16 protein-coding genes are annotated in these 18,083 nt (G+C 72.0%); 8 read left to right on the top strand and 8 right to left on the bottom strand.

The genetic code is table 11. The features are described from left to right. Nucleotides 1-25: 25 nt before the first annotated feature. The 3 genes from OG361_RS11285 to OG361_RS11275 form a co-directional block, all read right to left on the bottom strand. The gene (locus OG361_RS11285; protein WP_405853193.1) at nt 26-1,789 is read right to left on the bottom strand and encodes a phosphatidylglycerol lysyltransferase domain-containing protein; all 1,764 of its coding nucleotides are present in this window, start codon (nt 1,787-1,789) and stop codon (nt 26-28) included. Between the two features lie 114 nt (nt 1,790-1,903). Continuing rightward, nucleotides 1,904-2,980 carry a nicotinate-nucleotide--dimethylbenzimidazole phosphoribosyltransferase gene (cobT, locus tag OG361_RS11280; protein ID WP_405853192.1) on the bottom strand — a complete coding sequence of 359 codons (1,077 nt, stop codon included), beginning with the start codon at nt 2,978-2,980 and terminating at the stop codon, nt 1,904-1,906. Nucleotides 2,981-3,026: 46 nt separating this feature from the next. Then, nucleotides 3,027-4,229: a bifunctional adenosylcobinamide kinase/adenosylcobinamide-phosphate guanylyltransferase gene (locus OG361_RS11275; protein WP_405853191.1), complete on the bottom strand. Its 1,203-nt coding sequence runs from the start codon at nt 4,227-4,229 to the stop codon at nt 3,027-3,029. Between the two features lie 91 nt (nt 4,230-4,320). Here OG361_RS11275 and OG361_RS11270 point away from each other — a divergent pair, with 91 nt between their 5' ends. After that, complete coding sequence (locus tag OG361_RS11270; protein WP_030208345.1) at nt 4,321-4,527, top strand: hypothetical protein; 207 nt, start codon at nt 4,321-4,323, stop codon at nt 4,525-4,527. Between the two features lie 231 nt (nt 4,528-4,758). Here the strand turns inward: OG361_RS11270 and OG361_RS11265 are convergent, their stop codons facing one another. Beyond that, complete coding sequence (locus tag OG361_RS11265) at nt 4,759-5,535, bottom strand: class I SAM-dependent methyltransferase (RefSeq protein WP_405853190.1); 777 nt, start codon at nt 5,533-5,535, stop codon at nt 4,759-4,761. A gap of 80 nt (nt 5,536-5,615) precedes the next feature. After that, entirely contained in the window at nt 5,616-6,221 is a 606-nt protein-coding gene (locus OG361_RS11260; protein ID WP_405853189.1) for a DUF3043 domain-containing protein, read from the bottom strand. Between the two features lie 273 nt (nt 6,222-6,494). Here OG361_RS11260 and OG361_RS11255 point away from each other — a divergent pair, with 273 nt between their 5' ends. The 5 genes from OG361_RS11255 (at nt 6,495) to OG361_RS11235 (ending at nt 13,129) form a co-directional block, all read left to right on the top strand. Beyond that, a complete protein-coding gene (locus OG361_RS11255) occupies nt 6,495-7,292 on the top strand; it encodes a PspA/IM30 family protein (RefSeq protein ID WP_384566032.1) in 798 nt (265 codons plus the stop codon). A 19-nt stretch (nt 7,293-7,311) separates the two neighbouring features. Next, nucleotides 7,312-7,590, top strand: a complete 279-nt coding sequence (locus tag OG361_RS11250) for a PspA-associated protein PspAA (RefSeq protein WP_384566029.1) — start codon at nt 7,312-7,314, stop codon at nt 7,588-7,590. Between the two features lie 307 nt (nt 7,591-7,897). Then, nucleotides 7,898-9,136, top strand: coding sequence for a sensor histidine kinase (locus tag OG361_RS11245; RefSeq protein ID WP_405853188.1), 1,239 nt, complete (start codon nt 7,898-7,900; stop codon nt 9,134-9,136). After that, a complete protein-coding gene (locus OG361_RS11240) occupies nt 9,133-9,822 on the top strand; it encodes a response regulator (protein WP_384566023.1) in 690 nt (229 codons plus the stop codon). Before OG361_RS11245 ends, OG361_RS11240 begins: the two co-directional genes overlap by 4 nt. Nucleotides 9,823-10,000: 178 nt before the next feature. Then, entirely contained in the window at nt 10,001-13,129 is a 3,129-nt protein-coding gene (locus OG361_RS11235) for an efflux RND transporter permease subunit (RefSeq protein WP_405853187.1), read from the top strand. Nucleotides 13,130-13,209: 80 nt separating this feature from the next. Here OG361_RS11235 and nadA read toward each other — a convergent pair whose 3' ends face one another. Continuing rightward, complete coding sequence (gene nadA / locus OG361_RS11230) at nt 13,210-14,391, bottom strand: quinolinate synthase NadA (RefSeq protein WP_405853186.1); 1,182 nt, start codon at nt 14,389-14,391, stop codon at nt 13,210-13,212. A 227-nt stretch (nt 14,392-14,618) separates the two neighbouring features. Here nadA and OG361_RS11225 point away from each other — a divergent pair, with 227 nt between their 5' ends. Further along, the gene (locus OG361_RS11225; protein WP_015033024.1) at nt 14,619-14,975 is read left to right on the top strand and encodes an iron-sulfur cluster assembly accessory protein; all 357 of its coding nucleotides are present in this window, start codon (nt 14,619-14,621) and stop codon (nt 14,973-14,975) included. A 132-nt stretch (nt 14,976-15,107) separates the two neighbouring features. On the opposite strand, the gene OG361_RS11220 is transcribed toward OG361_RS11225, so the two are convergent. Together OG361_RS11220 and OG361_RS11215 are read right to left on the bottom strand one after the other, a co-directional pair. Then, on the bottom strand, nt 15,108-16,679 hold the full coding sequence (locus OG361_RS11220) for a hypothetical protein (protein ID WP_405853185.1): 1,572 nt from the start codon (nt 16,677-16,679) through the stop codon (nt 15,108-15,110). Nucleotides 16,680-16,758: 79 nt separating this feature from the next. Beyond that, nucleotides 16,759-16,965, bottom strand: coding sequence for a hypothetical protein (locus OG361_RS11215; protein ID WP_384566011.1), 207 nt, complete (start codon nt 16,963-16,965; stop codon nt 16,759-16,761). A gap of 129 nt (nt 16,966-17,094) precedes the next feature. On the opposite strand from OG361_RS11215, the gene OG361_RS11210 reads away from it, so the two are divergent. Beyond that, nucleotides 17,095-18,069, top strand: a complete 975-nt coding sequence (locus OG361_RS11210; protein ID WP_405853184.1) for a carbohydrate kinase family protein — start codon at nt 17,095-17,097, stop codon at nt 18,067-18,069. Nucleotides 18,070-18,083: the final 14 nt, after the last annotated feature.

The raw sequence follows: 18,083 nt of genomic DNA, 5'->3' as shown, positions 1-18,083 counted from the left end.
TCTCCGCGTACCGCCCGCCCTCCGCTCAACGCCCGCTCTCCAGGTGCTTGCGGTGCAGCCACTTCGGCAGTCCCGGGGCCTCCAGGAAGCCCTCGGCCCGGCCGGCGGCGAGGCCGATGCGCAGCAGGTCGGCGCTCTTCTCGAAGAGCATGAATCGGGGCTCCCAGATCGGTCGGTACTTGGCGTTGGCGCGGTACAGCGACTCGATCTGCCACCAGCGGGAGAAGAAGCTGAGCAGCGAACGCCACATGCGCAGCACGGGTCCCGCCCCGAGCTTCGAGCCACGTTCGAAGACGGAGCGGAACATCGCGAAGTTGAGCGAGACCTGCGTGATCCCGATCTCCTCGGCGCGCTGGAGCAGTTCGATGACCATGAACTCCATCAGGCCGTTCTCGGAGTCCCGGTCACGGCGCATCAGGTCGAGGGAGAGCCCCTTCGGCCCCCAGGGCACGAAGGAGAGCAGCGCCCGCAGCTCACCCTGCCCGTCCGTGCACTCCAGCATCACGCAGCGGCCGTCGCGCGGGTCGCCGAGCCGGCCGAGCGCCATCGAGAAGCCCCGCTCGGTCGCCCCGTCCCGCCAGTCGTCCGCCTTGCGGAGCAGCTCGTCCATCTCCTCGGCCGGAATGGACTCGTGGCGCCGGATGCGGACCTCGTAACCGGCCCGCTTGACCCGGTTGAAGGCCTGCCGGACCGTCCGCATGGCCCGGCCGTCCAGGGTGAACTCGTCCGTCTCCACGATCGCCTCGTCGCCCAGCTCCAGGGCGTCCAGACCGTGCCGGGCGTAGATGACCCCGGCCTCCTCGCTCGCGCCCGTCACGGCCGGGATCCAGCCGTGTTCGCGGGCCTCGGCGAGCCAGGGCTCGATGGCGCCCGGCCAGGCCTCCGGGTCGCCGATCGGGTCGCCCGAGGCGAGCGAGACCCCGCCGACCACCCGGTAGGTGATGGCGGCCTTCTCGCTCGGCGACCACACGACGCTCTTCTCGCGGCGCAGCGCGAAGTAGCCGAGCGAGTCGCGGTCCCCGTTCTTGTCGAGGAGGATCCGCAGCCGCTCCTCGTCCTCCTCGGTCAGCGGGTCGACGGCCCGCCGGGAGCGGAAGGCCGCGAAGAGCACCGCGAAGAGCAGCAGGGTGGAGAGGACGTTGATGGTGACGTCGACCCAGCCGGGGGTGGTGATCCCGGCGAAGCGCGAGTCGTCGCTGGCCAGGGTCACCAGTCGCATCACGCCGTACCGCCAGCGCTCCAGGAAGGTGGAGGGGGCGGTGGAGGTGTTGGTGACGGTGACCAGGGCGGCGGCGAGCAGTGAGGTGACGAGCAGTCCGCCGACCGCGACGATCGAGGCGAGGAGCGGGTTGGAGCGGTCGCCCTTCGCGTAGAACTCCTTGCGTCCGAGCAGCAGCGCCAGGACGAAGGCGGCGGTCAGGGCGAGCGAGATCCAGTTCTGGGCGTGCTGCCGGATCTCCGGGAAGATCATCACGACGGCGAAGAGCAGCAGGAACAGCCCGCCGAGCACCAGGTTGAGGATCCACGCGGCCCGCTTGCGGCGGCGCATGGTGATCGCCAGGAAGAGCGTGAAGACGCCCGAGGCGAAGCCCGCGGTGAGCATGTACGGGGTGAAGTAGTCGTCCTCGTTGTGGCGGCGCAGGTCCTGTCCGAACGAGACCCAGACGGCGCTCAGGAAGTTGATGAACGTGACGACGCGCAGATACCAGACGGCGAACGCGGCGGCGCGCCGCGAACGGACGGTGGTACCTCGGGGCGTTGCTTCGGCGGACAAACGGACCTCTCCCATGAAAAGCGATCATATGGGGCATCGCTTGCCGTGCGGAGACGCCGGAGGCGGCCACGCGCGCGTCGCGCGTGGCCGCCCCGGAGTCGACGATCCGTCTTTCCTCGGTTCTCCCCGTCAGGCCTCCGGAGCGCCCTCGGCGTCCGGAGTGGTCGGATCCGGTCGTTCGGGCAGCTCCGCGGCGAAGGCCGCCGCGGCCGTGACGAGGGGAAGTGCGAGCAGTGCCCCGGTTCCCTCACCCACATGGACGCCGTGGTCGAGCAGCGGGTTGAGCGCCATCCGGTCGAGCGCCTTCGCCTGCGCCGGCTCCCCGCTCACCTGACCCGCCAGCCACCAGTCCGGCGCGCGGAACGCCGCCCGCTGCGCCACCAGCGCGCAGGCCGCCCCCACCACACCGTCCAGGATCACCGGCATCCGCCGCACCGAGGCCTGGAGCAGGAAGCCCGTCATCGCCGCCAGGTCCGCGCCGCCGACCGCCGCGAGCAGCTCCAGCTGGTCACCGAGGACCGGCCGGGCCCGCCGCAGCGCGTCCCGGATCGCCGCGCACTTGCGCATCCACGCGAGGTCGTCGATCCCCGCGCCGCCCCGGCCCGTCACCACGGAGGCGTCCGTCCCGCACAGGGCGGCGATCAGCGTCGACGCCGGGGTCGTGCCGCCCACGCTCAGATCCCCGAGCACCACCAGATCGGTGCCCGAGTCCGCCTCCTCGTCGGCGATCGCGATCCCGAGCCGGACCGCCGCCTCGGTCTCCTCGACCGTCAGCGCGTCCTCCACGTCGATCCGGCCGCTGCCCCGCCGCACCCGGTGGCGTACCACCTCGGCGGGCAGCAGCTCCGGCTCGCAGTCCAGACCCGCGTCCACCACCCGCACCGGCACGCTCATCGAGCGGGCCAGCACGGCGATCGGGCTCGCCCCGTCCAGGACCGCGCGCACCAGCTCGTGCGCGGTGCCGGGCGTACGCCCCGACACGTCGAGCGAGGCCACCCCGTGGTCGCCCGCGAAGAGCACCGCCTTCGGCGCCTCGATCGCCCGCACCTTGACCGAGGCCTGCGCAGCCGACAGCCATTCGCCCAGCTCATCGAGGCGCCCGAGCGCTCCCGGCGGCACGGACAGCCGCTCACGGCGCTCCTCGGCGTCCCGCCGGATCCCGCCGTCGGGGCGCTCGATCAGATCGGAGAAGTCGTCCAGGTTCACGGGTTCGTCCTTGTGACAATCGGCGAGGGCCATCGGTGTTGGCACCCTACCCGCGCAGCACCAGCGCCTGACCGGCGACCACGAGGAGGACCTCCTCGCACTCCTCGGCGAAGGCGGCGTTCAGCCGGCCCAGCTCATCCCGGAACCGGCGGCCCGACGCCGTGCCCGGCACGACCCCCGAGCCGACCTCGTTCGTCACCGCGACGACCGTGCGGCGCGTGGCCCGTACCGCCGCGACCAGCTCCGCCGTCCGCTTCCGCAGCGCGGCCTGCCCGCCGTCCGCCCACCGCTCGTCGTCCCAGGCGCCCACCCGGTCCATGGCGTCCGTCAGCCACAGCGACAGACAGTCGACGAGCAGCGCGGGCCCGTCCTCCGCGAGCAGCGGTACGAGGTCACAGGTCTCGGCGGTACGCCAGGCACCCGGCCGCCGCTCCCGGTGGAGGCCCACCCGCTGCGCCCAGTCCGGGTCGCCCTCCCGCGTCCCGCCCGTCGCCACGTACAGCACCTCGGGGAAGGTCTCCAGGCGCCGCTCGGCCTCCACGGACTTCCCCGAACGCGCCCCGCCGGTCACCAGCGTCCGCCGGGGCACGTCCGGCACCTCGTGGTAGTCGCCCACGTACAGCGTCGTCCCGTCCGGCACCGCCCGCGCCCCCGCAGCCGCGAGCCGCCGGTCCAGCGCGGCCCCCGTCGGCATGTCGTGGTCGAGGTGGACCGCGATCACCTCGGTGGCCGGGCCGACCGCCCCGGTCGCCCGCAGCCGGGCGAGCCCGTCAGGACGGCCCGTCACATCGGCGATGACCATGTCGTACGGCACTCCTTGGTCCTCCGGCAGCCCCGCCGCCGCCCCGCCCGGCGGCAGGTAGAGCACCCGCTCGCCGTCCGCGGAGGTCACCTCGTACCCGGTGCCGGGGGAGTCCATCGGCACGGCCCGCACCCGGTGCCCGCTGATCAGCGTCAACTCCCGGCCGTCCGGCACCCGGCCCGCCGTCGGCAGCCCCGCCGGCACCTCCACGGCCGGTCCGTCGTGCGGATGCGTGAGCAGCACCTGCCGCACGCCCACGAGCGAATGGCCCGAACGGGCCGCCGCCAGCGCGGCTCCCGGGGTGAGGTCGAGCAGCAGGGCCCCGTCCACGAGCAGCGCGGTCGCGGCCCTGGCCCGGGTACCGCGGGAGAGTGCGCAGACGGCGCAGGGGCAGTCGGGGCGGGGGAGCCCGAGGGGGGCGCCGGTGCCGAGCAGAGTCAGTTCCACCCTCAGATCCTCCCGCGCCACCGCGAGGCGTGCGCGCCCGGCTACGCTGCGGGCAGGAAACCGATCATCCGGTGAGCGCCAGGAGGCTTACATGGCATGGACGTGGCGGTTCGAGAAGTCCGACGGCACGGAGGTCGAGCCGGTGGTGACTCCCGAGGAGTTCACCACCCAGGGCGACGCCGAGAGCTGGATCGGCGAGCACTGGCGTGACCTGCTGGGCGGCGGCGCGGCCCAGGTGACGCTCTCGGAGGACGGCACCAAGATCTACGGCCCGATGCCCTTGGACGCGGAGGGCTAGAGCGCCCGGCGGCCGGGGGATGCGGGGGCCACGGCCTCCGCACCCCCTCGGCCCGCCCTGATGTGAAGGTCTTCTCTCGCCGACCTCGCCGACCACGACCTCGCCGACCACGTGCGCGTCGGTGACGATGTGCTCCTCGTCGTCGTGGACGACGGACGCCCCCGTCCCCCGTCGGGAACGGGTGTCAGGGGGTCGATCGGGGGTACGGACAGAGGTGCGGATCCCGGGGTTTCAGCCCCGCACACCGCAAAGGTGCAGCAGGGCCGCGATCCGCCGGTACGGCTCCGTGCGGCCCGCGCGCTCCTCGGCGGCGAGCAGCCGGTCCAGCTCCTCGGCGGCCGGCAGGCCCGTCTCGGGAGGGACGCCGTCCGTGAAGACCCGCACCCCGTACCAGGCGTGCAGCGGCGCCGCGATCCCCGCGAGCGTCGACGTCAGGGCGTCCAGCCGGTCGGCCCGCACCTTCACGCCGTTGTCGTCCGTGTAGACATCGCTGTCGAAGCCCGCGAGAGCCCCCGACCAGTCGCCGGCGAGCCCCGGCCGCATGGCCAGCGCCTCCGCGTTCCGCACGACGAGGGAGAGCAGGCCACCGGGGGCCAGCATCCGGGCCAGACCCGCGAGCAGGGCGTCCGGCTCGTCCGCGTACATGAGCACGCCGTGACAGAGGACGACGTCGAAACTGCCGGGCAGGAAGTGGACGCCGGTCTCGCGCCCGTCGCCCTCGATCATCCGGACCCGCTCGCGGATCCCGGCGGGCTCCGTCGCCAGCGACTCGCGCGCCGACTTCAGCAGCTCCGGATCGGCCTCCAGGCCGGTCACGGTGTGTCCGGCGCGGGCCAGGCGCAGTGCCTGCGTGCCCTGCCCCATCCCCGCGTCGAGGATCCGCAGCCGCTGCCCCACGGGGTAGCGGGCGGATATCTGCTCGTCCAGCTGGCGGGCGATGACCTCCTGCCGGATGGTGTCGCGCAGCCCGCCGTGTCCGGCGGGCCAGTGCACGACGGCGGGCAACACGGCGCCGCCCGTCGCCGACCCGTCGAGGCCGAAGGCCCGCTCGTCGAAAGCGCGCCCGCCGAGGTCCGAGCTCTCGGCGCTCAGGGCCGCTCTCCGCGCTTGACCTGCGGCTTCGGCAGTCGCAGTCGGCGCATCTGGAGCGTGCGCATCAGGCCGTAGGCCACCGCGCCACGCTTCGGCTCGTCCGGGAAGCGCTCGGCCAGCTGCTTCCGCAGCCGGAGCCAGATGCCGATCGAGTCGATCACGATCAGGATGATCACGCCGAGCCAGAGCAGCAGGGAGATGTTCTGCAGGGAGCGGTTGGCGTTCCCGAACAGCGACAGCACGAGGATCACCACGGCCATCGGCAGGAAGAACTCGGCGATCGCGAAGCGCGAGTCGACGAAGTCGCGCACGAACTTGCGCACCGGACCCTTGTCACGGGCCGGCAGATAGCGCTCGTCGCCGCTCGCCAGCGCCTCGCGCTGCCGGGCCAGGTCCGAGCGACGCGCCTCGCGCTGGCGCTTGGCGGCCTCCTTGCGGTCGGTCGGCACCGTCGCGGCGCGCCGACGCTGGGTCTGCGCTTCACTCCGCTTCGGTGTCGGGCGGCCCTTGGGGGCCTCGGGGTCGCGGGGCTGCTTGGTGGAGAGGTCCGCCGTCACCTTGTCGGTGGGGGCCTTCTCGTCCTTCGAACGGCTACGGAACACAAAACCCAAGGGTACGGGGTGGTGGGCATGGACCCCAGCCCGGGCGGGAACGATCCGCTAACGGACTGCGTCTACGGCGGTACGTACGGAGGACGGGGCGGGGTTTTCCCGGAGATCGCTCTACACCCTGGGCGGGAGGAGAAAGTCTCGTAGTCGTCCTTGGGGAGGAGCGCATCCCGCTCCGAACAGTGCGGTAATAGAGGCAGGGCCCGTACTGTGGATCCTGTTGGAGAGCTGGAGCCGAAGTCCGTCAGAAGGGGGCGCGCGAAGCCCATGAGCGGTGTCATGAAGCGTATGGGGATGATCTTCCGCGCGAAGGCGAACAAGGCCCTTGACCGGGCCGAGGATCCGCGCGAGACGCTCGATTACTCCTACCAGAAGCAGCTGGAGCTGCTGCAGAAGGTGCGGCGCGGCGTGGCCGACGTCGCCACCTCCCGCAAGCGGCTCGAACTCCAGCTGAACCAGTTGCAGGGCCAGTCCGCCAAGCTGGAGGACCAGGGCCGCAAGGCGCTGGCGCTCGGCCGCGAGGACCTGGCGCGCGAGGCGCTGTCCCGGCGGGCCGCGCTCCAGCAGCAGGTCAGCGACCTGGAGGTGCAGCACCAGACGCTGCAGGGCGAGGAGGAGAAGCTGACCCTCGCGTCGCAGCGGCTCCAGGCCAAGGTCGACGCCTTCCGTACGAAGAAGGAGACGATCAAGGCGACCTACACGGCCGCCCAGGCCCAGACCCGGATCGCCGAGTCGTTCTCCGGCATCTCGGAGGAGATGAGCGACGTCGGTCTCGCGATCCAGCGGGCCGAGGACAAGACCGCCCAGCTCCAGGCGCGCGCGGGCGCGATCGACGAGCTGCTCGCCTCGGGCGCCCTCGACGACCAGTCGGGGCTCGCCAAGGACGACATCCAGGCGGAGCTGGACCGGCTCTCGGGCGGTACGGACGTCGAGCTGGAGCTCCAGCGGATGAAGGCCGAGCTGGCGGGCGGCCCCTCGGCGCAGAAGCAGGCGATCGAGGGCGGCGGCGCGGCCGCGCCGCAGGACCAGTCGCAGCAGCAGTCCCACCCGCGTTTCGAGAAGTAGGCGACAGACAGGACGCGTCATGATCGTACGGATCATGGGGGAGGGCCAGTGGAAGCTGGCCGACAGCCACCTCGTGGAGCTGAACAGGCTCGACGACGAGCTGCTCGCAGAGATGGAGTCGGGGGACACCGAGGGCTTCCGCCGTACGCTGGGCGCCTTGCTCGAAGCCGTCCGCCGGCTCGGCGAGCCGCTCGCGGACGAGACCCTGGAGCCCTCGGAGCTGATCCTCCCGGCCCCGGACGCGAGCCTGGACGAGGTCCGGGAGATGCTCTCCGACGACGGCCTGATCCCGGGCTGATCCCGGTCTGACGACCACCGGTGCCCCCTCCGCCCCCACCGGGGCGAGGGGGCACCGTGCTGTTCCCGGCCGTGGCGACGGGCCCCCGGCCGCCGGGGCGAGCGGTACCACGCTTCCTCCCCCGGCCGTGGCAGCGGTACCGCGCTTCTCCCCTCGGCCGTGGCGAGGGCGCCGCGCTTCCCCCGGCCGTGGCGTGGGGCGCCGTGCTTCACCCTGGCCGTGGCGTGGGGCGCCCGCGCTTCCCCCGGCCGCGGCGAGGGCACCGCGCGTTCCCGCCGCCGCCGCTTTCCCCGTACCGTTCTTCGACGTGACCCCCACCGGCCCCGCCACCGGCACCCTCTACGTCCGCCTCAGCGACTGGTTCCGCGCCCATCCGCTCGCCTTCGACGCGACGATCGCGTTCGGCACGCTCGTCTGCATGATCGCCGGGTCCTTCACCAACCCGCACGGCAGCCCGGAGGGGCCGACCTTCGGCGACCACGCGCCCGACCTGTGGAGCGTGCTGATCATGATCGCCGGGGCCGCCGCGCTGGTGCTGCGCCGCCGGCGCCCCTTCGCGGTGCTCTGCTTCACCGTCACGATCTGCCTCTTCGAGCTCGTCAACGACAACCGGCCCGCGCCGATCGCCATGAGCGCCGTCGTCGCCCTCTACACGGTCGCCTCCCGAACCGACCGCCCCACCACCTGGCGCGTCGGACTCGTCACGATGGCGCTGCTCACCGCCGCCGCCATGATCTTCGGCCCGACCAACTGGTACGCGCAGGAGAACCTCGGCGTCTTCGCCTGGACCGGCATGGCCGCCGCGGCCGGGGACGCCGTCCGCAGCCGCCGGGCCTTCGTCGACGCCATACGCGAGCGCGCCGAGCGGGCCGAGCGCACCCGCGAGGAGGAGGCGGGGCGCCGGGTCGCCGAGGAGCGGCTGCGGATCGCCCGCGACCTCCACGACGTCGTCGCCCACCACATCGCCCTGGTGAACGTCCAGGCCGGGGTCGCCGCCCACGTCATGGACAAGCGCCCCGACCAGGCCAAGGAGGCCCTCGCGCACGTCCGCGAGGCCAGCCGCTCCGCCCTCGACGAGCTCCGCGCCACCGTCGGGCTGCTGCGCCAGTCCGGCGACCCCGAGGCACCCACAGAGCCCGCCCCCGGCCTCGCCGTCCTCGACGGACTCCTCGACAGCTTCCGGAAGGCCGGCCTCCCGGTCGCCCTGGCCCGCGCCGGCGGCGACCCGGCGCTGCCCTCGACCGTCGACCTGGCCGCGTACCGGATCGTGCAGGAGGCCCTCACCAACGTCCGCAAGCACGCGGGACCGGACGCCGAGGCGGAGGTGAGCGTCGTCAGGGTGGGCCGTACGGTCGAGATCACCGTCCTCGACAACGGCGCCCCGCAGGCAGAGGCCCCCGCCGGCTCCGGCGGCCACGGCCTGCTCGGCATGCGCGAGCGGGTCGGCGCGCTCGGCGGCACCCTGACCGCCGCACCCCGCTACGGAGGCGGCTTCCGGGTGCAGGCGATACTGCCCGTGACGACCCGTACGGGGGAGGACACATGACGATCCGGGTGCTGCTCGCCGACGACCAGGCCCTGCTCCGCAGCGCCTTCAAGGTCCTGGTCGACTCCGAACCGGACATGCAGGTGATCGGCGAGGCCGCCGACGGCGCCCAGGCCGTCGCCCTGGCCCGCTCCGAGCGGCCGGACGTCGTCCTGATGGACATCCGGATGCCGGGCACCGACGGTCTCGCCGCGACCCGGGAGATCAGCGCCGACCCCGCGCTGTCCGCCGTGCGGATCGTCATGCTGACGACCTTCGAGGTCGACGAGTACGTCGTGCAGTCGCTGCGCGCGGGGGCCTCCGGCTTCCTCGGCAAGGGCGCGGAGCCGGAGGAGCTGCTCGGCGCGATCCGGATCGCCCACGCGGGCGAGGCGCTGCTCTCCCCGGCCGCCACCAAGGGCCTCATCGCCACCTTCCTCGCGCAGGGCGGCGGCACGTCCCCCGCGGGGGACGGCGGCGGGTCCTACTCGGAGCGGCTCGCCGCGCTCACCGCCCGCGAGCGGGAGGTCCTCGTCCTCGTCGGCGGCGGTCTCTCCAACGACGAGATCGCCGAGCGGCTCGACGTCAGCCCGCTCACCGTGAAGACGCATGTCAACCGGGCCATGGCCAAGCTCGGCGCCCGTGACCGGGCTCAGCTGGTGGTCACTGCCTACGAATCGGGACTGGTACGGCCGAGGGTGGAGTGACCGCGGGCTCCGGCGTACTCCAGACGCGGTATGCGCGGGATAAGGAAGTGGACCCGGGGGCCGAGGATTTCCGGCCGCGGATGGCAGATCGTATAGGCGGGGGGCGCCTCCGGCGGATCAAGGCCGGGGTCTTGGCTGCTCCCGCCCGTCGACGAGTACGCCACAGAAGAGAGACCCCATGTCCTGGCTGTCCAGATTCAGCCTCGCGCAACGGGCCCTGATCGGGCTGATGTCCATCGTCGCGATCGTGTTCGGGGCGATCGCGATACCGCAGCTGAAGCAGCAGTTGTTCCCCTCGATCGAGCTGCCCATGGTCTCGATCCTCGCCCCGTACCAGGGCGCCTCTCCCGATGTGGTCGAGAAGCAGGTCGTCGAACCCCTGGAGAACAACCTCAAGGCCGTCGACGGACTGAAGGGCGTCACCTCCACCGCCTCCGAGGGCATGGCCGTCGTCATGGCCTCCTTCGACTACGGCGACGAGTCGACGAAGCAGCTCGTCGCCGACGTCCAGCAGGCCGTGAACCGGGCCCGCACCCAGCTGCCCGACTCCGTCGACCCGCAGGTCGTGGCCGGCTCGACGGACGACATGCCGACCGTCGTCCTCGCCGCCGCCTCGGACAAGGACCCGCAGGCTCTCGCCGACCTCCTGGAGCGGACCGTCGTGCCCGCCCTCGAAGGGATCGAGGGCGTCGGCCAGGTTTCCGTCAGCGGTGTCCAGGACCTCCAGATCTCCGTCGTCCCGGACGAGCGGAAGCTCGCCGCGGCCGGACTCGGCTCCATGAAGCTCGCCGAGGCCCTCCGCTCCGGCGGTGCCACGGTCCCGGCCGGCTCCTTCTCGGAGGCCGGCAAGAGCCGCACGATCCAGGTCGGCGGCGGCTACACCTCGCTCAAGCAGATCGAGGACCTGCGCATCCCCTCGGCCACCCCCGGCAAGGGCAAGGCGGTCCGCCTCGGTGACGTCGCCACCGTCCGCCAGGAGGAGTCGCCGAGCGTCTCCCTCACCCGCACCAACGGCAAGCCCAGCCTCGCCGTCATGGCGACCATGGACAAGGACGGCAGCGCCGTCGCCATCTCCGACGCCGTCGAGGAGAAGCTGCCCGACCTGCGCCGCGACCTCGGCGCGGGCGCCGAGCTGACCGTCGTGTCGGACCAGGGTCCGGCCGTCGCCAAGGCCATCTCGGGCCTCACCACGGAGGGCGCCCTCGGCCTCGTCATGGCCGTCCTGGTGATCCTGGTCTTCCTGACCTCGATCCGCTCGACCCTGGTGACCGCGGTCTCCATCCCGCTCTCGGTCGTCCTGGCCCTGATCGTGCTGTGGACCCGCGACCTCTCGCTCAACATGCTGACGCTGGGCGCGCTCACGATCGCCATCGGCCGGGTCGTCGACGACTCGATCGTGGTCCTGGAGAACATCAAGCGTCACCTGGGCTACGGCGAGGAGCGCCAGAGCGCGATCATCACCGCGGTCCGCGAGGTGGCCGGCGCGGTCACCTCCTCCACCCTCACCACCGTCGCCGTCTTCCTGCCGATCGGTCTGACCGGCGGCATGATCGGCGAGCTGTTCGGCTCGTTCTCGCTGACGGTCACGGCGGCGCTGCTGGCCTCGCTGCTCGTCTCCCTGACCGTGGTCCCCGTCCTCTCGTACTGGTTCCTCCGCGCCCCCAAGGGCACCTCGGAGGACCTGGAGGAGGCCCGCAGGCTGGCCGAGGAGCGAGAGGAGAAGAGCCGCCTCCAGCGCCTCTACGTTCCCGTCCTTCGGTTCGCGACCCGGCGCCGGCTCACGAGCCTCGCCATCGCGCTCGTCGTCCTCGTGGTCACCTTCGGCATGGCCCCGCTCCTGAAGACGAACTTCTTCGACCAGGGCGAGCAGGAGGTGTTCAGCATCCAGCAGGAGCTGGCGCCCGGCACCAGCCTGAGCGCCTCCGACGAGGCCGCGAAGAAGATCGAGAAGGTCCTCGCGGAGACCGAGGGCGTCAAGGACTACCAGGTCACCGTCGGCTCCTCCGGCTTCATGGCGGCCTTCGGCGGCGGCACCGGCTCCAACCAGGCCTCGTACAAGATCAGCCTGGACGACGCCGACGCGTACGAGAAGACCCGCGCCTCCATCGAGAAGGCCCTCGCGGGCCTCGACGGCATCGGCGACACCACCATCGCGGCCGGTGACGGCTTCGGCAGCCAGGACCTGAGCGTGGTCGTGAAGGCCGCCGACCCGGAGGTCCTCAAGCAGGCCTCCGAGCAGGTCCGTACGGCGATCGCCGGGATGAAGGACGTCACCGACGTCCAGAGCGACCTGTCCCAGTCCGTCCCGCGCATCTCCGTCAAGGCCAACGCCAAGGCGGCCGACGCGGGCTTCGACGCCGGTTCGCTCGGCATGATCGTCGCCCAGGCCGTCCGGGGCACCCCGGCCGCCAAGGCGATCCTCGACGACAGCGAGCGGGACGTCCTCATCACCTCGGCGAAGCCCGCCACCACCCTCGCCGAGCTGAAGGCCCTGCCGCTGGGCCCGGTGAAGCTGGGCGACATCGCCACCGTCGAGCTCGTCCCCGGTCCGGTCTCCATGACCCGGATCGACGGGGCGCGCGCGGCGACGATCTCGGCCAAGCCGACCGGTGACAACACCGGCGCGGTGAGCGCCTCGCTCCAGTCGAAGATCGCCGCGCTCGACCTGCCCGCGGGTGCCACCGCCACCATCGGCGGTGTCTCCGAGGACCAGACCGAGGCCTTCACCAACCTGTTCCTGGCGATGCTCGCGGCCGTCGCGATCGTCTTCATGCTGCTGGTGGCGACCTTCCGGTCGCTGATCCAGCCGCTGATCCTGCTGGTCTCGATCCCGTTCGCGGCCACCGGCGCGATCGGTCTGCTCGTGGCCACGGACACGGCGATGGGCGTCCCGGCGATGATCGGCATGCTGATGCTCATCGGCATCGTCGTGACCAACGCGATCGTCCTGATCGACCTGATCAACCAGTACCGGGCCCAGGGCCTGGGCGTCGTCGAAGCGGTGATCGAGGGCGGCCGGCACCGGCTCCGCCCGATCCTGATGACCGCCCTGGCGACGATCTTCGCCCTGCTGCCGATGGCCCTCGGCATCACCGGCGAGGGCGGCTTCATCGCCCAGCCGCTCGCCGTGGTCGTGATCGGCGGTCTCGTCACCTCGACGCTGCTGACCCTGCTCCTCGTCCCGACGCTCTACGCGATGGTGGAGCTCCGCAAGGAGCGCCGCGCGAAGAAGAAGGCGGCGAAGAAGGGCGCGAAGGCCGGCGACGTGACGGTCCCGCCGCAGGCGAAGGAGCCGGCTGCGGTCTGACCTGGTCCGACCCGTACGGAATGAGGAAGGGGCGCCCCGCGATCACGCGGGGCGCCCCTTCTCCCGTATCCGAGGAACCGTTACGGCAGCGCCAGCATCCGCTCCAGGGCGAGCTTGGCGAAGCTCTCCGTCTCCTTGTCGACCTGGATCTGGTTGACGAGGTTGCCCTCGGCCAGGGACTCCAGCGTCCACACCAGGTGCGGCAGGTCGATCCGGTTCATGGTCGAGCAGAAGCAGACCGTCTTGTCGAGGAAGACGATCTCCTTGTCCGGGTGCGCGTTGGCCACGCGCCGGACCAGGTTCAGCTCGGTGCCGATCGCCCACTTCGAGCCGGCCGGGGCCGCGTCCAGGGTGTTGATGATGTACTCGGTCGAGCCCACGTAGTCCGCGGCGGCGACGACCTCGTGCTTGCACTCCGGGTGGACCAGCACGTTCACGCCCGGGATGCGCTCGCGGACGTCGTTGACCGAGTCCAGCGAGAAGCGGCCGTGCACCGAGCAGTGACCCCGCCACAGGATCATCTTGGCGGCGCGCAGCTCCTCGACGGTGAGCCCGCCGTTGGGCTTGTGCGGGTTGTAGAGCACGCAGTCGTCCAGGGACATGCCCATGTCGCGGACGGCGGTGTTGCGGCCCAGGTGCTGGTCCGGCAGGAACAGGATCTTCTCGCCCTGCTCGAAGGCCCAGTCCAGCGCCCGCTTGGCGTTCGACGAGGTGCAGATCGTGCCCCCGTGCTTGCCGGTGAAGGCCTTGATGTCGGCCGAGGAGTTCATGTACGAGACGGGCACGACCTGCTCGGCGACGCCGGCCTCGGTCAGCACGTCCCAGCACTCGGCGACCTGCTCGGCGGTGGCCATGTCGGCCATCGAGCAGCCGGCCGCGAGGTCGGGCAGGACGACCTTCTGGTCGTCGGTGGTGAGGATGTCGGCCGACTCGGCCATGAAGTGCACACCGCAGAAGACGATGTACTCGGCCTCCGGCTTGGCCGCCGCGTCGCGCGCGAGCTTGAACGAGTCGCCGGTGACGTCGGCGAACTGGATGACCTCGTCGCGCTGGTAGTGGTGGCCGAGCACGAAGACCTTGTCCCCGAGCTTCTCCTTGGCGGCGCGGGCGCGCTCCACGAGGTCCGGGTCGGAGGGCGACGGCAGATCGCCCGGACACTCCACGCCGCGCTCGCTCTTCGGGTCGGCCTCGCGGCCGAGCAGGAGGAGGGCGAGCGGCGTCGGCTGGACATCCAGGGGCTGGGCGGTGGTCACGTCACGCACCCTTTCTTCGGGGAACCTTTTCGTCGAAATGACGTTATCTATCATAACCGCTTCACGTCACGTTGACGATGTCCATAGTGTCGATGTGACGAATTCGCTGTCCGCGCTCCTGGACAGGGTGTGCGAGCATGAAAGAAGAAAGACCCCACTCGGCCCGGAATGAATCCGGGGCACCGACGGTTGCAACCGTCGGCAAGCAGTCTCCGTACACACCGGGAGAGAAGCAGATGTCCGTATCGGACGAGAAGACCACTGTCAGCGACGGCATCCTCCTGTCCGACGCCGCCGCGGCCAAGGTCAAGGCCCTCCTCGACCAGGAAGGCCGCGAGGACCTGGCCCTGCGCGTCGCCGTACAGCCCGGTGGCTGCTCCGGCCTGCGTTACCAGCTGTTCTTCGACGAGCGTTCGCTCGACGGCGATGTCGTGAAGGACTTCGACGGCGTCAAGGTCGTCACCGACCGCATGAGCGCCCCGTACCTCGGCGGTGCGTCGATCGACTTCGTCGACACCATCGAGAAGCAGGGCTTCACCATCGACAACCCGAACGCCACGGGCTCCTGCGCCTGCGGCGACTCGTTCAGCTGAGTCCGCTGAGTCGGGCAGGTCGAGCTAGGTCGTAAAAACGCGAGGGCGGCGGTCCGGGACACCCGGGCCGCCGCCCTCGCGCATGCGCCCGAGGCCCCGAGGGGCCTCCCGAGGCCCCGAGGGGCCTGGGGATCAGCGGCGCGGCACGGACTCCCCGCTCGCCCCGTCGACCACGGGCCGGTCGCCCAGCGGCGAGTCGAGCGTCACCGTCTTCGTCACCTCGACCGCGATGGCGATGCACACCCTGTCCGGGTCGGTGGGCGTCTCCTTCACCCGGACCGTGACCCGGTCCGCGGTCTCCTGCGCCGTCACCGTGTACTCGCTGCACACCCCGCCCCAGAAGGTGACGGACAGCGTCCGGCCGTCCCCCTCGGTGCGGAACGACTCGACCTGCCGCGCCGGAGACGTGCCCTCGTCGGGCGTCGGCACCGGCGTCGGTGACGGCTTCGCCGGCGGCGCCAGGTATTCCGGGGCCACCGCCGTCTGCGTCACCGTGTACGGCGCCGCGTCCGCCGGGTCCGCCGTGAACAGCCACGTCGGTACGAGCAGCCGCTCGCCGTCCACGTCCTGCGCGGCCAGGCCGAACACCGCGCGCGTCACCGGCACCTGGTCCGGCGGCGCCATGTCCACGATCGTCTGGCAGGGCGCGCCGGGAGCGCTCGACCCGGCGTTCGGCTCTCCCAGGTCCGGCCTTCCGTCGGCGGTCGGCTTCCCGGAGTCCGGCATCCCGGTCCGCGGCTTCCCCGCCTCCGGCCCCCCGGCCGGCGGGTCGGTGGCGCAGCCGCCGATGCCGATCGGACCGGTGCCCTTCGAGGCCTCGTTCAGCTCGGCGAGCGCCTTCTCCGCCCCGATCACCGGGTACGTGGCGCCCTTCGCCGGCTCCTTGAGCATCCCGCTCCCCGCGACCGGCCGGCCGTCCGGTCCGATGTGCAGCCCCGTCGACCAGCCGTACGTCGGCAGTCCGCCCACCACGGGATCGGCGTTGACCACCCGGACCGAGCCGTTCATCACCTGCGTCGCCGACACCTTGGCGTCGTCCTGGCCGATCGCCTTCAGGACGGGCGCGGCCGCCGCCTTCGCCGCCGCCTCGCTCACCGGCGAACCACCCTGGGAGGGCTTCGTCTCGCCCGGCGGAGGGCACGCCTTGCCCTTGAGGCAGGCGTCTCCGGCCGGGCCGCCGTCGTACCAGGAGTAGGTCCAGTTCCCCGGCGCCTTCCGCGCCACGTCGAGGAGCGCTCCCGAACCGTCCTTCTCGGGCCGGATCGTCCAGACCTCGCCCACCAGCGCGGGGCTCCCGGAGATGCCCAGCGCTTCGGCCAGCCTGGTCACCTCCGCCGAGGTGACCAGGCCCTCGGGCCGGTGGACCGCGGCCGAGGAGGGCCCCTGGGGGAGTGGGCCCTTGGCTGTGTAGACGGTCCCGTTGGGACCGCCGCCCGGATCGGGCTCGCCGGGCGCGATGCCGGGACTGTCGCCCGTACCGGCGCCCGTACCGCCGTCCGTGCCGCCGCTCCCGACCTCCAGGCCGAGCAGTGGTGGCGCGGCCGCGTCGGCGGACCGGCTGCCCGTCCCGCCCGGCGTGGACTCGCCGGGCCCCGTCGCGGCGACGGCGAGGTAGACACCGCCGCCTCCGGCGAGCAGGACGCCCGCCGCCACCGAGGCGGTGAGCAGCCTCCGCCGCCTCCGACCGTTCTCCGTACCGCTCACGGCATCGCTCCTTCGGCCCCTGGCATCCCTGTGGAAGACACCGGTGGGACGGAGCGGGCGCGCGGACGGTTCCCGTCCGTCAGCCGCCGTACTCGGCCGTGGCGTCGATCAGCCGGGCCGAGGCGGCCGGTACGACCACCCCGTGGATCAGTGCGGGGGAGACCGGAGCGGGGGAGGGAGGGGCCGGGGTCACCCAGTGCGGGACCATCCGCGCGCTGTCGCCGCGCAGCTGGGCGAGGCTCAGCTCGGACTCGTGACGCTCACTGGGAGCGGGGTGCAGGCTCATGGGCGCACCGTATGCATCCCGGTGCTCCGGGGAAAAGGCCTACTCTGGGGTAGTTTCCCCTGTTCGGCAGCGGGCCCCCCACCCGGTAGCGTGAACTGTCATTACCGCCTTCCCGCAGGAGCGCCCGCCGTGCGTATCGCAGTCACCGGCTCCATCGCCACCGACCACCTCATGACCTTCCCCGGCCGGTTCGCCGACCAGCTCGTGGCCGACCAGCTCCACACGGTGTCCCTCTCGTTCCTCGTGGACAACCTGGACGTGCGCAGGGGAGGCGTCGCGGCCAACATCTGCTTCGGCATGGGCCAGCTCGGCAGCCGCCCGCTCCTCGTGGGCGCCGCGGGCTTCGACTTCGACGAGTACCGCGGCTGGCTCGACCGGCACGGCGTCGACACCGACTCGGTGCGGATCTCCGAGGTCCTCCACACCGCCCGCTTCGTCTGCACCACGGACAAGGACCACAACCAGATCGGCTCCTTCTACACGGGCGCCATGAGCGAGGCCCGGCTGATCGAGCTCAAGGCCGTCGCCGACCGCGTGGGCGGCCTCGACCTGGTCCTGATCGGCGCCGACGACCCCGAGGCGATGCTCCGCCACACCGAGGAGTGCCGCTCCCGGTCGATCCCCTTCGCCGCCGACTTCTCGCAGCAGATCGCGCGCATGGACGGCGAGGAGATCCGCACCCTCCTCGACGGCTCCACCTACCTCTTCTCCAACGAGTACGAGAAGGGCCTCATCGAGTCCAAGACGGGCTGGACCGAGGCGGAGATCCTCTCCCGCGTCGGCCACCGCGTCACCACCCTCGGCTCGCGCGGTGTGCGCATCGAGCGCGTCGGCGAGACCCCCATCGAGGTCGGCTGCCCCGAGGAGACGGCGAAGGTCGACCCGACCGGCGTCGGCGACGCCTTCCGCGCCGGCTTCCTGACCGGTCTGTCCTGGGGCGTCGGCCTGGAGCGCGCCGCGCAGATCGGCTGCATGCTCGCCACCCTGGTGATCGAGACCCTCGGCACCCAGGAGTACACCCTGCGCCGCGCCAACTTCATGGACCGCTTCACCAAGGCGTACGGCGACGAGGCCGCCACCGAGGTCCGGTCCCACCTGGCCTGACACCCCTCGGGGCA

This window comes from Streptomyces sp. NBC_00090 (assembly GCF_045160815.1).
Lineage (GTDB): Bacteria > Actinomycetota > Actinomycetes > Streptomycetales > Streptomycetaceae > Streptomyces.
Note: the sequence above shows the minus strand (reverse complement) of the source record. Positions and strands in the feature narration are given on the sequence as shown.

Bases quoted from the DNA above. Each gene is read 5' to 3' on its own strand.
- OG361_RS11285 (WP_405853193.1), bottom strand. From the start codon at position 1,789: ATGGGAGAGGTCCGTTTGTCCGCCGAAGCAACGCCCCGAGGTACCACC.
- OG361_RS11240 (WP_384566023.1), top strand. From the start codon at position 9,133: ATGACGATCCGGGTGCTGCTCGCCGACGACCAGGCCCTGCTCCGCAGC.
- OG361_RS11270 (WP_030208345.1), top strand. From the start codon at position 4,321: ATGGCATGGACGTGGCGGTTCGAGAAGTCCGACGGCACGGAGGTCGAG.
- OG361_RS11225 (WP_015033024.1), top strand. From the start codon at position 14,619: ATGTCCGTATCGGACGAGAAGACCACTGTCAGCGACGGCATCCTCCTG.
- OG361_RS11250 (WP_384566029.1), top strand. From the start codon at position 7,312: ATGATCGTACGGATCATGGGGGAGGGCCAGTGGAAGCTGGCCGACAGC.
- OG361_RS11215 (WP_384566011.1), bottom strand. From the start codon at position 16,965: ATGAGCCTGCACCCCGCTCCCAGTGAGCGTCACGAGTCCGAGCTGAGC.
- OG361_RS11235 (WP_405853187.1), top strand. From the start codon at position 10,001: ATGTCCTGGCTGTCCAGATTCAGCCTCGCGCAACGGGCCCTGATCGGG.
- OG361_RS11255 (WP_384566032.1), top strand. From the start codon at position 6,495: ATGAGCGGTGTCATGAAGCGTATGGGGATGATCTTCCGCGCGAAGGCG.